The organism is Arthrobacter sp. zg-Y40 (genome assembly GCF_020731535.1).
Lineage (GTDB): Bacteria > Actinomycetota > Actinomycetes > Actinomycetales > Micrococcaceae > Arthrobacter_B.
Genome location: NZ_JAJFZS010000008.1, coordinates 409,005 through 423,628, shown reverse-complemented (window position 1 = coordinate 423,628; position 14,624 = coordinate 409,005). Strand labels below are relative to the sequence as shown.

Annotated in this window: 12 protein-coding genes; 6 read left to right on the top strand and 6 right to left on the bottom strand. The window is 64.8% G+C overall.

Features of this window, described 5'->3' with window-relative positions; genetic code table 11:
* The first annotated feature begins 156 nt into the window (after positions 1-156).
* A complete protein-coding gene (locus tag LJ754_RS09365) occupies positions 157-1,461 on the top strand; it encodes an inorganic phosphate transporter (RefSeq protein WP_283996814.1) in 1,305 nt (434 codons plus the stop codon).
* Complete coding sequence (locus LJ754_RS09360) at positions 1,458-1,709, top strand: hypothetical protein (RefSeq protein WP_227926343.1); 252 nt, start codon at positions 1,458-1,460, stop codon at positions 1,707-1,709. Before LJ754_RS09365 ends, LJ754_RS09360 begins: the two co-directional genes overlap by 4 nt.
* Before the next feature lie 98 nt (positions 1,710-1,807).
* On the opposite strand, the gene LJ754_RS09355 is transcribed toward LJ754_RS09360, so the two are convergent.
* Entirely contained in the window at positions 1,808-2,884 is a 1,077-nt protein-coding gene (locus tag LJ754_RS09355) for an alkene reductase (protein ID WP_227911578.1), read from the bottom strand.
* A gap of 166 nt (positions 2,885-3,050) precedes the next feature.
* Between LJ754_RS09355 and LJ754_RS09350 the strand changes: the two genes are divergently transcribed.
* Positions 3,051-3,629: a dihydrofolate reductase family protein gene (locus LJ754_RS09350; protein WP_227926342.1), complete on the top strand. Its 579-nt coding sequence runs from the start codon at positions 3,051-3,053 to the stop codon at positions 3,627-3,629.
* Here LJ754_RS09350 and LJ754_RS09345 read toward each other — a convergent pair.
* Positions 3,626-4,114, bottom strand: coding sequence for a hotdog fold thioesterase (locus LJ754_RS09345; RefSeq protein WP_227926341.1), 489 nt, complete (start codon positions 4,112-4,114; stop codon positions 3,626-3,628). The two genes, LJ754_RS09350 and LJ754_RS09345, sit on opposite strands and share 4 nt — an antisense overlap.
* Between LJ754_RS09345 and polA the strand changes: the two genes are divergently transcribed.
* The 3 genes from polA to rpsA all read left to right on the top strand — a co-directional run bounded on the left by polA (position 4,113) and on the right by rpsA (position 10,074).
* Positions 4,113-6,944 carry a DNA polymerase I gene (gene polA, locus LJ754_RS09340; protein ID WP_227926340.1) on the top strand — a complete coding sequence of 944 codons (2,832 nt, stop codon included), beginning with the start codon at positions 4,113-4,115 and terminating at the stop codon, positions 6,942-6,944. The two genes, LJ754_RS09345 and polA, sit on opposite strands and share 2 nt — an antisense overlap.
* A gap of 35 nt (positions 6,945-6,979) precedes the next feature.
* Positions 6,980-8,323, top strand: coding sequence for a GNAT family N-acetyltransferase (locus tag LJ754_RS09335; protein WP_227926339.1), 1,344 nt, complete (start codon positions 6,980-6,982; stop codon positions 8,321-8,323).
* Positions 8,324-8,601: 278 nt separating this feature from the next.
* A complete protein-coding gene (gene rpsA, locus LJ754_RS09330) occupies positions 8,602-10,074 on the top strand; it encodes a 30S ribosomal protein S1 (RefSeq protein WP_227911299.1) in 1,473 nt (490 codons plus the stop codon).
* Between the two features lie 99 nt (positions 10,075-10,173).
* Here rpsA and LJ754_RS09325 read toward each other — a convergent pair whose 3' ends face one another.
* Genes LJ754_RS09325 through LJ754_RS09310 form a run of 4 tightly spaced genes read right to left on the bottom strand, consistent with a single transcriptional unit; the run spans position 10,174 to position 14,592 of the window.
* A complete protein-coding gene (locus LJ754_RS09325) occupies positions 10,174-11,193 on the bottom strand; it encodes a LacI family DNA-binding transcriptional regulator (RefSeq protein ID WP_442860319.1) in 1,020 nt (339 codons plus the stop codon).
* Positions 11,194-11,249: 56 nt separating this feature from the next.
* Positions 11,250-12,686, bottom strand: coding sequence for a GH1 family beta-glucosidase (locus tag LJ754_RS09320; RefSeq protein WP_227926338.1), 1,437 nt, complete (start codon positions 12,684-12,686; stop codon positions 11,250-11,252).
* A complete protein-coding gene (locus LJ754_RS09315) occupies positions 12,686-13,594 on the bottom strand; it encodes a carbohydrate ABC transporter permease (protein WP_227926337.1) in 909 nt (302 codons plus the stop codon). The genes LJ754_RS09320 and LJ754_RS09315 overlap by 1 nt, the downstream gene beginning before the upstream one ends.
* On the bottom strand, positions 13,591-14,592 hold the full coding sequence (locus LJ754_RS09310; protein WP_227926336.1) for a carbohydrate ABC transporter permease: 1,002 nt from the start codon (positions 14,590-14,592) through the stop codon (positions 13,591-13,593). Before LJ754_RS09310 ends, LJ754_RS09315 begins: the two co-directional genes overlap by 4 nt.
* Positions 14,593-14,624: the final 32 nt, after the last annotated feature.

Here is a 14,624-nt window from a genome sequence, read left to right as displayed (position 1 = left end):
AACCAGCGGGCGAGAGCAAGCGCACAACCCCCGCTTTGGTCCGGGCCTGCCCGAGCGCATACGATCAATCTGGCGTAAAGCGGGATTTCGGCAACACGTGCCGAAGCTGAACCCGCCACGCGGACTCTTTTCACTCGTCTTTAGTTAGGGTATGCGGTGGATCTCACCCTCATGGTCGCGCTGGTGATCGCGCTGGCTTTATTCTTCGACTTCACCAACGGATTTCATGACACCGCCAACGCGATGGCAACTCCCATCGCCACCGGCGCAATCAAACCGAAAACAGCAGTGGCCCTGGCGGCCGTGCTCAACCTGGTTGGCGCTTTCCTCTCCACCGAGGTAGCCAAAACCATCTCGCACGGCCTGATCCGCGAGGGCGACGGCGGAATTCAGATCACCCCGGTAATGATCTTCGCGGGCCTCATGGGTGCCGTGATCTGGAACCTGATCACCTGGCTCAAGGGACTGCCCAGCAGTTCTTCCCACGCCCTGTTCGGCGGGCTGATCGGTGCCGCGGTAGTGGGTGCCGGGTTCGGCTCGGTGGACTTCTCGGTGCTGGTCTCCAAGGTGGTCCTGCCGGCACTGATCGCTCCGGTCATCGCGGGCTTTGTGGCGTACCTCGCCACCAAGCTGGCCTACCGGATCACCCGCCGGCATGACCCGGACTCCGGGGAGAAGCTGCCCCGCAAGCGCGGCGGCTTCCGCTACGCACAGATTTTCTCCTCCTCGCTGGTGGCCCTGGCGCACGGCACCAACGATGCGCAGAAGACCATGGGCGTCATCACCCTGGTCCTGGTGGCCGACGGACTGCAGACCGCCGGAACCGGCCCCCATTTCTGGGTGGTCGCCTCGTGTGCCGTTGCCATTGCTGCCGGTACCTACGCAGGCGGCTGGCGCATCATTCGGACCATGGGAACCGGCCTGACCGAGGTCAAGCCGGCCCAGGGCTTCGCTGCCGAAACCAGCACCGCAGCCGCCATCCTGGCCTCCTCCCACCTTGGCTTTGCCCTCTCCACGACCCAGGTTGCCTCCGGCTCCGTCATTGGTTCGGGCCTGGGCCGCAAGGGCGCGGTGGTCCGCTGGGGAACTGCCGGCCGGGTCGCCAGCGGCTGGCTGCTGACCCTCCCTGCAGCAGCGGTCATGGGTGCCGTCACCGCCGCCGTCGCCTCCATGGGAACAGCGGGCGTGGTCATCGACGCCGTCGTCGGGACGCTGGTTATCCTCGGCATCTTCCTGTGGTCACGGCGGGACAAGGTGAGCCATGACAATGCCGTCAGCAACAGCGGTATTGAAAACGCCGGCGAAGTCGTGAGCATCAAGAAGCGCCGCGGCAAGGGCAAGAACAAGGGCGGCAAGAAGGCCAAGCAGGGCAAGAACCACGGCAAGGCTAAAAAGAGCTCCAAGGGCCGCAAGAACAAGAACGGCAAAAACACCCGCAAGGTCAAGGCAGGTTCCAAATGAACATCCACTGGCTGGACTACCTCGTGGTCTTCGGCGTCACGCTGGTAGCCGCACTGATCGTCGTCGGCGTCTACTCCTTCGGAGTGCGGCTGTACGCCGTGTCCCAGGACGAAGCCACCGCTTCCACCCCGGGCAACCGTGTTGCCTTGGCGAAGGCCGGCGCGTTTGCGTGCTTCGGCGTGAGCGCCGTTGCAGTCCTGTACGGCATCTACCTGATTGTGCCGGCGCTGCACGGCAACCCAACATAAGTACGCTACCGCAGTCTACGGTCGTGGGTTGTGGTGATCCTGCCGGCCTTCTGCGTTGCCGGGCCCGGTTTGGGTCCCGAAACGTCAGTTCTGCGACGTCAGTTCTGCGACGCGGCGTCGCCCCCGGAGTAGAAGGGGTAGTCGGTGTAGCCCTCCGGGCCGAACGAGTAGAACGTCGTGGCGTCAGGGGTGTTCAGGGGCAGCCCCTCCTGCCAGCGGCGCACCAGGTCGGGATTGGCGATGGCCGGGCGGCCGACCACGACGGCGTCTGCGAGTCCGTCGGCAACCATGGCGATCGCTTCGTCACGGGTGGTGATGACGCCGAAGCCGGAGTTGAGGAACACCGGCCCGCCGAAGCGTGCACGCAGGGCCTGCACCAGCTCTCCGGCAGGGTCACGGTGCAGGATGCTGAGGTAGGCAAGGCCCAGCGGTGCAATGGCGTCCAGCAGGGCGCCGTGGGTGGCCAGCACGTCCGCCGGATCTGTCTCGAGCGCCCCCTGGACATTGTGTTCGGGGGACAGGCGCAGGCCCACGCGGTCCGCCCCGATTTCGGCGGCCACGGCGGAAACCGTCTCGATGACAAACCGTGCCCGGTTCTCCGGGCTGCCGCCGTAACCGTCGGTGCGCTGGTTGGAGGCGGGGGAGAGGAACTCGTGCAGCAGGTAGCCGTTGGCCCCGTGCAGTTCGACTCCGTCAAAGCCCGCGTCAACTGCCGCACGCGAAGCGCGTACGAAGCCGGCGGTCACTTCCGCCAACTCTTCGGTTTCCAGTGCCCGCGGCACCTCGTACTGCTGCTTGCCGTCATAAGTGTGGGACAGTCCGTCCACCGCGATGGCGCTGGGGGCAACCAGTTCCAGCCCGCCGGTGGTGTTGGTGTGGCTTACGCGGCCGGCGTGCATGACCTGCGCAACGATCCGCCCGCCGGCGTCGTGCACCGCGTCGGTGACCTTCCGCCAGCCGTCCAACTGCTCCGGGTCCACCAGCCCCGGCTGGCCCGGGAAACCCTGGCCTTCACGGCTGGGGTAGGTGCCTTCGCTGACAATCAGGCCCAGTGAGGCGCGCTGCCGGTAATGCTCAACCATCATGGGTCCGGGGATACCGTCCCGGCCGGCGCGCTGGCGGGTCAGCGGTGCCATCACCAGGCGGTTGGACAGCTCAAGGCTGCCGGCAGTCATCGGGGAAAACAGGTTCAAAACGCAACTCTTCCTATAGTGCGCCGCTGCGCACGCCTCTTGGGGTGGCAGCGGCAATTCCAATCCATAGGCGGCAACCCCGAAGCGGGCGCCCGTATTCCGCAGGGCTGTCTTCCGCCGCGCATCCCGGCCTGGTTAGCATTGCCAGATGGTCCGGACCGTGTACTACGCCTCGGCCTCACTCGACGGCTTTGACGCCGCCGGACACAACCCGGCGGGGTTCAACTCCGCCGATTACCTGGCCGCAGGCTTCGACCCCTTTTCCCCGCATCCGACGGAAGCCGCCGGAACCGAAGTGCCATCCGCCGCGGGAGCCGTGGTGATGGGCGCAGGCACCTACGCGCGGCTGCTGCGCCAGGTCCAGGAACACGGGCCTGCGGCATGGGACTGCCCGCAGGCGCCGGTGTGGGTCTATACCCACCATGAGTTTCCCGGCATAAACGGCGCTGACGTGATGTTCGTGCGCGGCCCCGTCAGTGAGTTCGCCGCAGACATTGCCGATTCCGCGAACGACGCCGACGTGTGGCTGCGCGGAACAAACCTTGCCGCCCAGTACCTCCGGGAAGGCCTGTTGGACGAGCTGCACCTGACTCTGCACCCGCTGCTGCTGGGCTCAGGGCAGGCGCTGCTGCCGGCCGCGGCGAATCAGCAGGTCCGCCTGCTCCGGTCAGAGCCTTCCGCGGACGGCAGCATGCGCCTGCACTACTCGTTCCTGCCGGGTGCCTAGCGGGTCTCGCGGATCATGTTGGTGATCCGGGCGGTGGACAGGCGCCGGCCCTGCTCATCCGTCATCACTACTTCATGCGTGGTGAGGGTATTGCCCAGGTGCAGCGCGGTGGCCGTACCGGTGACCAGCCCCGACGAGACGGACCGGTGATGCGTGGCCCCTATTTCAATACCCACCGCGTGCCGGCCCGGGCCTGCGTGCATTCCGGCACCAAAGGAACCAAGGGTCTCAGCGAGGACCAGATGCGCTCCGCCGTGCAGGATTCCGGCCACCTGTTCGTTGCCTTCCACCGGCATGGTGGCGACCAGGCGGTCCGGCGCCATTTCCAGGAACCGGATGCCCATCTTCACCACGAGCCGTCCGACACCGTGCGCGGCAAGCCAGTCGTGCAGCTCCTCCGGGACACCTGCGTCCAGGAGTTCCTGCCGGTGCGGGTTCGTGTGTGCCGCGGGGCCCCCCGGGCCCGGCGTGAAAATCTCGCTCATGGCAACTAGGCTTGCATTTGTGAGTGAATCTACCAAACTGGCCGGCACCCCCCTTAGCAAAAGCGACACCGAAAACAGCGGCACCGATGATAGCAGCACCAAAAGCAACGGCACGGACGCCGGCACTGCAGCGGTTCAGCTCGGGAACGTGAATGCCGGGGGACACAACCGGTTGCTGGTGATTGACGGTCACTCCATGGCTTTCCGGGCCTTCTACGCCCTCCCGGCCGAGAACTTCTCCACTGACACGGGCCAGCACACCAACGCGGTGTACGGATTCACGTCCATGTTGATCAACCTGATCAAAGAAGAGAAGCCCACCCACGTAGCGGTGGCCTTTGACCTGGACACGCCGACGTTCCGCTCGGAGGAGTACACCGAGTACAAGGGCGGCCGGAACAAGACGCCCGAGGAGTTCCACGGGCAGATTGACCTGATTATCAAGGTCATGGAGGCCATGCGCATTCCTACCCTTTCCATGGACGGCTACGAAGCGGACGACGTCCTGGCAACCCTCGCCACCAAGGCGTCGGCGCAGGACTGGGACGTGATGGTGGTCTCCGGTGACCGCGATGCCTTCCAGCTGGTGGATGACCATGTCACCGTGTTCTACCCCAAGAAGGGTGTATCCGATCTGCCCCGGATGGATGCCGCGGCGGTCGAAGCGAAGTACCTGGTGCCGCCGGACAAGTACTCCGACCTTGCCGCGCTGGTGGGCGAGACCGCGGACAACCTGCCGGGCGTTCCCGGTGTGGGACCCAAAACGGCGGCGAAGTGGATTAAGCTCTACGGCGGCCTCGAGGGGATCCTCGAGAATCTGGACGCCATCAAGGGCAAGGTTGGCGATTCCCTGCGCGAGAACATCGAAGACGTTAAGCGGAACCGGCGCCTGAACCGGCTGCTGCGGGACCTGGACCTGCCCGTGGAGCTCGACGCGATGGCTGCCCGGCGCCCGGACCGGGAGGCCATCGAGGAACTCTTCGACGCCCTGCAGTTCAACGCGCTGCGCAAGCGGCTCTTCGACGTTTACGGGGAAGAGGAGGGCGAGGCCAGTACCCATGCCGAAGTGGCTGCCCCCGAACACAGTGTCCTGACGGACGCCGGAGCCCTGCAGGACTGGCTGCGGGCCACCAACCAGGCCCGTACCGCCGTGCAGCTTGTGACCGAAGGAGCGGCCGCGTCCCGCGACGTCGTCGGCATCGCCCTGGTGACCGACGCCTCCGCGGCCTATGTGCCGCTGACCGGGCTCGACGCCGAGGCCGAGCAGGTGCTCGCAGCATGGCTGGCGAACCTGGATGCTCCCAAGGTGGTGCACGATTTCAAGGAGGCCTACAAGTCCCTGGCCGCCCGCGGGCTGCACCTGGCCGGGGAAGTGGATGACACCGCCATTTCCGGCTACCTGATCCAGCCGGACCGCCGCAGCTACGAACTGGCGGACCTGGCCCAGTACCACCTGAAAATGAATATTGTTCCGGCGGCAGCAGCCAGCAACCAGTTGGAACTGTCCCTGGGCGATGAAGATGCAGCCACCCCTGCCGTATCCAAGGCCTTCGCGGCACTGCGCCTGAGCGAGCACTTCGCCGGCCAGCTCGTGGAGCGCGGAGCCAACCAGCTGCTGGGCGGACTGGAGCTGCCGCTGTCCGAGGTGCTGGCGGAAATGGAACTGGCCGGTATTGCCGTGTCCTCCGAGAAGCTGGACCGGCTGCTGGATGATTTCAGCGCCACCATCACGCACGCCAGCGACGAGGCCTTCCGGATCATCGGCAAGGAAATCAACCTCGGTTCGCCCAAGCAGCTGCAGGCGGTCCTCTTTGATGAACTCGGCCTGCCGAAGACCAAGAAGATCAAGACCGGCTACTCCACCGACGCAGACGCGCTGACGGACCTGATCGTCAAGACCGGGCACCCGTTCCTTGAACAGCTGCTGGCCTTCCGGGACGCGTCCAAGCTGCGCTCCACCGTGGAGGGACTGCGCAAAGCCGTTGCCGACGACGGCCGCATCCACACCACGTACGCCCAGACGGTGGCGGCCACCGGACGCCTGTCCTCGGTGAACCCGAACCTGCAGAACATTCCGATCCGCTCGGAGGAGGGCCGCCGCATCCGCGAGGTGTTCGTGGTGGGCAACGGCTACGACGAACTGCTTACCGCCGACTACTCGCAGATCGAAATGCGGATCATGGCCCACCTTTCCGGTGACGAAGGGCTGATTTCCGCCTTCCGTGCCGGCGAGGACCTGCACCGCTTTGTAGGCTCGCATGTGTTCAACGTGGCCCCCGAAGAAGTAACCAGCGCCATGCGTTCCAAGGTCAAGGCCATGTCTTACGGCCTGGTCTACGGCCTGAGCTCCTTCGGCCTGTCCAAGCAGCTGGCCATCCCCGTCGATGAAGCCCGGACCCTGATCCGGGACTACTTCGAACGCTTCGGCGCCGTGCGCGACTACCTGCGCGGCGTCGTCGAGCAGGCCCGCAAGGACGGCTTCACCTCCACCATCGAGGGGCGCCGACGCTACCTGCCGGACCTTTCCAGCGACAACCGGCAGCTGCGCGAAATGGCTGAGCGTGCCGCACTGAACGCCCCCATCCAAGGGTCCGCGGCGGACATCATCAAGAAGGCCATGCTGGGCGTGGATGCAGAGCTGAAGGCACAGGGACTCAAATCCCGGATGCTGCTGCAGGTCCATGATGAACTGGTCCTCGAAGTCGCTCCCGGCGAGCGGGACACGGTGGAAAAGCTGGTCCGCGCGCAGATGGGCGCGGCGGCGGACCTGTCTGTGCCGCTGGATGTCTCGGTTGGTCAGGGCGTCAGCTGGCACGAAGCCGGCCACTGAGTACGCGGCGCCGCCGCTTCAACACAGGGGGAAGCATGGGAACGGACAACGGCACGAACAACGGCGCGGTCAACGGCACGGTCGGGCTGCGGTTCGCTTCGTTCCCGGCAGGTTACGACGCCGCGGACCATCGCAAGGCCGATGAGCGGACGGTTCGGTGGTTCGACGCCGTTAATCTTGGCTTCCACGAGGACCGCAGCATCCCGGAACGCTTCCCGGCCCAGGTGGACGGTTACCTGCGGGACGGGCGGATCCTGACCGCGGTATACGACGACGATATGCCGGAGTATGCCTGGGATCCGGCGGTGCCAGTGGCCACCTACGGCACCATGGTCAACGACATGAACGTAGGCGGACGGGAGCTGCTTCCCGCTCATTTGGTTACGGCGGTCACCGTGCGTCCCACGCACCGGCGCCGCGGGATCCTGCGGCAGATGATTACCTCGGACCTTGCGCGGGCCAAAGCGGCCGGCTTGGCGCTGGCGGCCCTCACGGCGTCGGAGGCAACCATCTATGGACGGTTCGGGTTCGGCGCCGCCACTTCCACCGCCCGAGTAGAGCTGGACACCAGGGGTGGCCTGGAGTTCAGTGCGCCGCCGAGGGGCAGCATTGCCGTTGCCGACCCTGACAAGATCCTGGCGTTGGCGCCGGAACTTTTCCGGGCCCATCTGGAGCGTACCTTCGGTGCCCTGGGCCGGCAGCATGCGTACGCCATGCGTGCGGCCGGGAAATGGAACGGGGAAAACACGGAACCGGACCGGGCGGTGCGGAGTGTCCTGCGCTTCAACGCAGAGGGGGTCCCGGACGGCTACGCGGCCTACAAGTCGCTGGGCTGGCGAAACGAACCGCACACCATGAAGGTCATCGACCTGGTGGCGTCCAGTGACGAGGCGTACCGCGAACTGTGGCGTTACCTGGGGTCCATCGACCTGGTGGACCGGTTGACGTATGCCGAAGCTCCGGTGGAGGATCCGCTGCCCTGGATGCTCGCGGATCGGCGCCGCTACACCGTAAAGAACATCGAGGACGTCCTGTGGCTGCGGATCCTGGACGCTCCGGCCGCCCTGGCCGCGCGCGGCTATTTCGGCGACGGCGCGGTGGTGCTCCACGTCACGGATCCGATGGGCCTGGCGGACGGGACCTTCCTGCTGAAGGTGCGTGACGGCGTCGGGACATGCGCTCCGGCCGAACCGGGAGAGGACGCCGGCACGCTGCGGGCGGAACTGACGGTTGCGGCCCTGGGCTCGCTCTACCTGGGGGCGGTGAGTGCCCGGACCTTGGCAGCCGCCGGGGGAGTGCGGGCTCAGGATGATGCGCTGTCCCTTCTGGACTCACTGTTCACGGCAGGACCGGTGCCCTACTGCAGCACGCATTTCTAGGCCCCCGGGGTCCCCGCGCGCCGGATCCGGGTGTTTTTCTCCAGGTCACCGGGCAATCCCCTTTGACCTGCGTTGGCGGGTCCGGCTAGACTGATCGGGCGCGTAATAGCGCGAGTTATTACCCATCCTGTCCATCTCCGGGCAAACAAGCTGTTCGTCGCAGGCATTTACGTGCCTTCGTCTTTCACTTGGGCCAGTATCTGCCTGCGGGTTACCCCGCCGGTTAGTGGAAACCAGTCCGGAATACAAAACAACTTCCACATCGGAGTCCCAACTACATGACCATCACCACCAACGAGAAGTCCGGTACCCCGCAGGTCGCCATCAACGACATCGGTACTGCCGAGGACTTCCTCGCCGCGATTGACGCAACGATCAAGTACTTCAACGACGGCGATCTCGTCGAAGGTACCGTTGTCAAGGTTGACCGCGACGAGGTCCTGCTCGACATCGGTTACAAGACCGAGGGTGTCATTCCTTCCCGCGAGCTTTCCATCAAGCACGACGTTGATCCCGGAGACGTTGTCTCCGTTGGCGATCAGGTCGAAGCCCTGGTGCTCACCAAGGAAGACAAAGAAGGCCGTCTGATCCTGTCCAAGAAGCGCGCACAGTACGAGCGCGCCTGGGGCGACATCGAGAAGGTCAAGGAAGAAGACGGCGTCGTTACCGGTACCGTCATCGAGGTTGTCAAGGGTGGTCTTATCCTCGACATCGGGCTGCGCGGCTTCCTGCCGGCATCCCTCGTGGAGATGCGTCGTGTCCGCGACCTGGCTCCGTACATCGGCCAGCAGATCGAAGCCAAGATCATCGAGCTGGACAAGAACCGCAACAACGTTGTTCTGTCCCGCCGCGCATGGCTCGAGCAGACCCAGTCCGAGGTTCGCTCCACGTTCCTCAACAAGCTGGAAAAGGGCCAGGTTCGTCCGGGCGTTGTTTCCTCCATCGTCAACTTCGGTGCATTCGTGGACCTGGGCGGCGTCGACGGCCTGGTTCACGTCTCCGAGCTGTCCTGGAAGCACATCGACCACCCCTCCGAGGTTGTCGAAGTTGGCCAGGAAGTCACCGTTGAGGTTCTGGAAGTTGACCTCGACCGCGAGCGTGTCTCCCTGTCGCTGAAGGCTACGCAGGAAGATCCGTGGCAGACCTTCGCCCGCACCCACGCCCTCGGCCAGGTTGTTCCGGGTAAGGTCACCAAGCTGGTTCCGTTCGGTGCGTTCGTCCGCGTCGAAGACGGCATCGAAGGCCTGGTCCACATCTCCGAGCTGGCAGTGCGCCACGTGGAGCTCGCCGAGCAGGTTGTCTCCGTTGGTGACGAACTGTTCGTCAAGGTCATCGACATCGACCTTGAGCGCCGCCGCATCTCGCTGTCCCTCAAGCAGGCCAACGAGGGCGTCGACCCCGAGGGCACCGAGTTCGATCCGGCTCTGTACGGTATGGCTGCAGAGTACGACGAAGCCGGCAACTACAAGTACCCGGAGGGCTTCGACCCCGAGTCCAACGAATGGCTCGAAGGCTACGAGACCCAGCGTGCCGCTTGGGAGCAGCAGTACGCTGACGCCCAGGCCCGTTGGGAAGCCCACAAGAAGCAGGTCGCCCAGCACAACTCCGAGGACATCGCTGCTGCATCGGAATCCCACGATTCCGGCACCACCAGCTACTCCTCCGAACCGGCCGTTGCCGAGACGGGTGCCGGCACGCTGGCTTCCGACGAAGCCCTGGCTGCACTGCGCGAGAAGCTCACGGGCAACTAATTCCGGCCAGGCCGCTTCGGTGAGCCGGATGCAGTAAACCAAAAGCGGGCCCCCACGAAAGTGGGGGCCCGCTTTTGTGTGGATGCCGTTCCAGTGGCGCTAGGCGGATTCCCGGACCACAAGGGACGTGGGCAGCCGCGTGACGCGTTCCGCCGGACGCCCTTCGATCAGGTCCACCAGGATCTCCGCCATCTTCTCGCCCAGCAGCGAGATCGGGTGGTGGATGGTGGTCAGCGCCGGGGCCACGCTGGTGGCGTAGTAGTCATCATCAAATCCGACGACGGCGACGTCGTCGGGGATCCGCAGCCCGCGTTCCTTGAGCACCGTGTAAGCACCGGCTGCCATCTGGTCATTGGCGGCGAAAACGCCGTCCAGCGGCTGCCCGCGGTCCAGCAGCCGGCGCATGGCGGCGGCCCCCGAGGCCACGGTAAAGTCACCGGCTTCCACCAGGAGGTCGCTGAGGCCGGCACGCTGCACGGCAGTACGCCAGCCCGCCAGCCGGTCCACGCCCGGATGCATGTCCTGCGGGCCGGCAATGGTTGCAATACTGCGCCTGCCGGCACTAATCAGCCGCTTGGTGGCTGTAGCCGCCCCTTCCTCGTTGTCCACCTCGACGAAGTAGGCCTCGGCGGAGTCCAGCAGGGGACGGCCCGCGAAGACCAGCGGCAGGAAGCCGTTCAAATGCGTCCAGGAATGATCCCCGGTGTGGTGTGACACCACCAGGACCCCGTCCACGTTTCCGCCCAGCAGGTACCGCCGGGTTTTCTCCGGATTGGACTCAGAGGACGTCACCATGTTGAGCATGTACTCGGTGGTGTTCAGGTAACGTGCAACGCCTTCCACCACGGCAGCGAAGAAGGGATCCGCGAAGACCTTGGAGGTGGACTCCGGGACCAGCAGAGTCACAGTGTAGGTGCGTCGGCTGGCGAGGGTCCTGGCAGCACGGTTCGGCACATAGTTCAGGACCTTCACTGCCTGCTCCACCGACGTGACGAGGTGCGGGTCAACGGAGGATGAACCGTTGACCACGCGTGACACCGTGGCACGGGAGACTCCGGCCAGGGCCGCGACCATTTCGAGGGTCGGGGCGGAACGGACCTGGCCGGACTCAGCTTTCACTTATATCTCCCTGCGCCTTGGGCCGGGGTGCCCGGCTGATGCCAGCTTACGGGACCTCACACGGCTGTCGCTGCCCCTGCGGCGCTCCGGGTCCCGGCGATGAGGCCGCGGTAGGCATGTCCGCTGTCCTTCACCGTCCGCTCCTGCGTGTCGTAATCCACGCGGACAATGCCGAAGCGTTTGCTGTAGCCCCAGGACCACTCGAAATTATCCAGCAGGGACCATACAAAGTAGCCGCGCACATCGGCACCGGCGGAGATGGCCTCTCCCACGGCGCGGATGTGGTCGAGGATAAAGCGCGTGCGCTCAGCATCCGGGACACTGCCGTCTTCGGCAACCTCGTCCTCGTACGCGGCACCGTTCTCGGTGATGTACAGCGGGGGCAGGTCCGGGTACTCCTCGCCCAGCCGAAGGAGCAGCTTGCGCAGCCCGTCCGGGTTCACCTCCCAGTCCATCCCCGTGCGCGGCAGGCCGCGGCTGGGGAAGGTGATGTGTTCGGCCCCAACCCACGGAGACGCCGTCGGCCGTCCTGCACCCCCGCCGTGCCCGTCGGATCCGCTGGTATCGGGGTGTCCGCTGATTTGGTCATCGTGGTAGTGGTTCACGCCCAGGAAGTCGATGCGGGCGCCAATGGTTTCCATGTCGCCGGGCTGGATGACCTCTTGGAGGCCATAAGGCGCCAGGTCGCGGAGGGAATCCTCCGGATATGCTCCGCGCAGGATCGGATCCAGGAAAATCCGGTTCTGCAGGGAGTCGAACTGGCGCGCCGCCTCGAGGTCTATGGGGTCCGCCGGGTCACGGGGGATGGAGTTGCTCAGGTTCAGCGTGATGCCGATCTGCTCCGCGCCCAGGCGGCGGAGTTCGTTCACCGCCATGCCGTGGGCCAGGTGCTGGTGGTGGACGGCGGCAACCGCTGCGCGCGGCTCCTGCCGGCCGGGAGCGTGCGCCCCGGACCCGTAACCGAGCAGCGACGAGCAGAACGGTTCATTAAACGTTGTCCAGTGCTCCACCCGGTCGCCCAGCGCGGAGTAGACATCCTGTGCATACTCCACGAACCGGTATGCGGTGTCGCGGTTGGTCCACCCGCCTGCCTCCTCCAGGGCCTGGGGGAGGTCCCAGTGGTAGAGGGTGAGCCAGGGAAGGATCCCGGCTTCCAAGAGTTCGTCCACCAGACGAGAGTAGAAATCCAGTCCCTTGCGGTTGAGGTCCCGGCCGCCCGGCCGAACCCTCGCCCAACTGGTGGAAAACCGGTAGGAGTCCAGTCCCAAGTCCTTCATCAGGGCCACGTCCTGCGGCATCCGGTGGTAGTGGTTCACGGCAACTGCCGGGGTGTCTCCGTTGCGTACGTTGCCGGGTACTGCGGCAAAGGCGTCCCATATGGAGTCTTCCTTGCCATCCTCCCGCGCTGCGCCTTCAACCTGTGCGGCCGCGGTGGCGGATCCCCAGATGAAGCCGTCCGGGAAGTTGTTCCATTCCGGGGTGTTGTTAGTCATTAACCCTTCACTGCTCCCTGCATAATTCCGGATATAAGTTGTTTGCCTGCCAGCACAAAGAGGATGAGCAGGGGGATGGTGGACAGCACCGCGCCGCTGAGGACTACCGAGTAGTCCACGTACCGTGAGGACTGCAGCTGGCTGAGTGCGGTTTGGAGCGTGGGATTGCTTGCGTCCAGGACCAGCAGCGGCCACAGGAAGTCGGTCCACGCGGACATAAACGTAAAGAGGCTGAGGATTGCCATGGCCGGACGGGCCGCGGGCAGTGCGACGTGCCAGAACGTCCTGATCATGTTGGCCCCATCCATGCGGGCGGATTCGATGAGTTCGTCGGGAATGACGTCCACGAGATATTGGCGCATAAAGAATACGCCGAACGCCGTGACCAGCGTCGGCACGATTACGGCGCCGATTTCACCGGTCCAGCCCAACTCCCGCATCACCATGAACAACGGGATGATGCCGAGCTGGGTGGGAATAGCCATGGTGGCCACAACGGCCACCATCAGCACACCGTTGCCGCGGAAGCGCAGCTTGGCGAACGCGTAGCCCGCCAGCGTGGAGAAGATGACCACGGAAACGGTGATGATGCTGGAAATCAGGATGCTGTTCCACAGTGCCGTCCAAAACGGGATGGTGTCCAGCACCTCGCCCACGTTCGCCCAGAAGTTGCCGCCCGGCAGCAACGGCGGGTACGTCAGGCCCAGCGCCTCGTTGGAGCGGCTGCCTACTACTGCAGACCACCACAGGGGATAGGCCGAGCCGACGAAGAAGGCCAGCAGCAGGCCGTACGTCAGGAAACCGGGGCGGAGCCCGTTCCCGAAGATCCTGTTCCGCAGGGACTGCTTCCTCCTGGGAGGGACGCTTCCGCGCCCCGGGGCGGGGGCTTTGCGTTCAATGACACTCACTTGTTCTTCCCTTTCAGTGCCGCACGACGGCGGGACCGCCGGCTGTCCGAGGAGGCTATGCGCCTGGACAGGGCCAGGTTGACGACTCCGAAAACGACAATCAGGAGGAACAGGAGCCAGGCAATGGCCGAGGCCCTTCCGAAGTCCTGGCGCTGGAAAGCCATCTCCCAGAGGTACAGCACAGTTGTCTGGAACTGCCGTTGGGCGCCGCCGGCGTACGTCGGATCCAGCAGGCGCGGCTCCGTGAAGATCTGGAGCCCGCCGATGGTGGAGGTGATCACCACGAAGATCATGGTGGGCCGGATGCTGGGCAGCGTAATGCTGAAGAACCGGCGGACGGCACCCGCACCGTCCAAGGCTGCGGATTCGTAGATTTCGCGCGGTACCGACTGCATGGCGGCCAGCAGGATCAGCGCGTTGTAGCCGGTCCACCGCCAGTTGACCATGCTCGCCACCGCGACGTGGCTGGGGAACGTTTCCGTGCGCCACTGGATCGGATCGATCCCGAAGTTGCCCAGGATGCTGTTGATCAGTCCGTGTTCTTCGCCGAACATGTTCGTGAAGATCAGCGCAACGGCCACGGGGGTCACAACGTAAGGGACCAGTACACTCATCCGCCAGAAGGTCTTGGCGCGGATGTTCTGATCCAGTACGGCTGCAATCAGCAGTGCCCCGGCAAGCTGGGGGATGGCGGAGAGAAGGAAGATGCTCAGCGTGTTGAAGAGCGAGTTCCAGAAGAAACGGTCACCCAGGACGTCGGCAAAGTTTCCCAGACCGACGAAGTCGCCCTGGCCCTTCAGCAGGTGCCAGTCGTAGAGGGAAACGAAGAACGTGTAGATGAGCGGGAACAGGCCCACCAGTGCGAAGAGAAGGAAGAAGGGGGAAATATAGAGGTAGGGGGAAACTTTGAAGTCCCACACATTGAGACGCTGCCGGAAGGACAGTTCGGTCTTGGGTGCCGGCGCTGCCGGCGCGGGTGGCTTTACGGTTACGGTCATGTTGATTCTCACAGTCCATGCGGGGGCCTCCG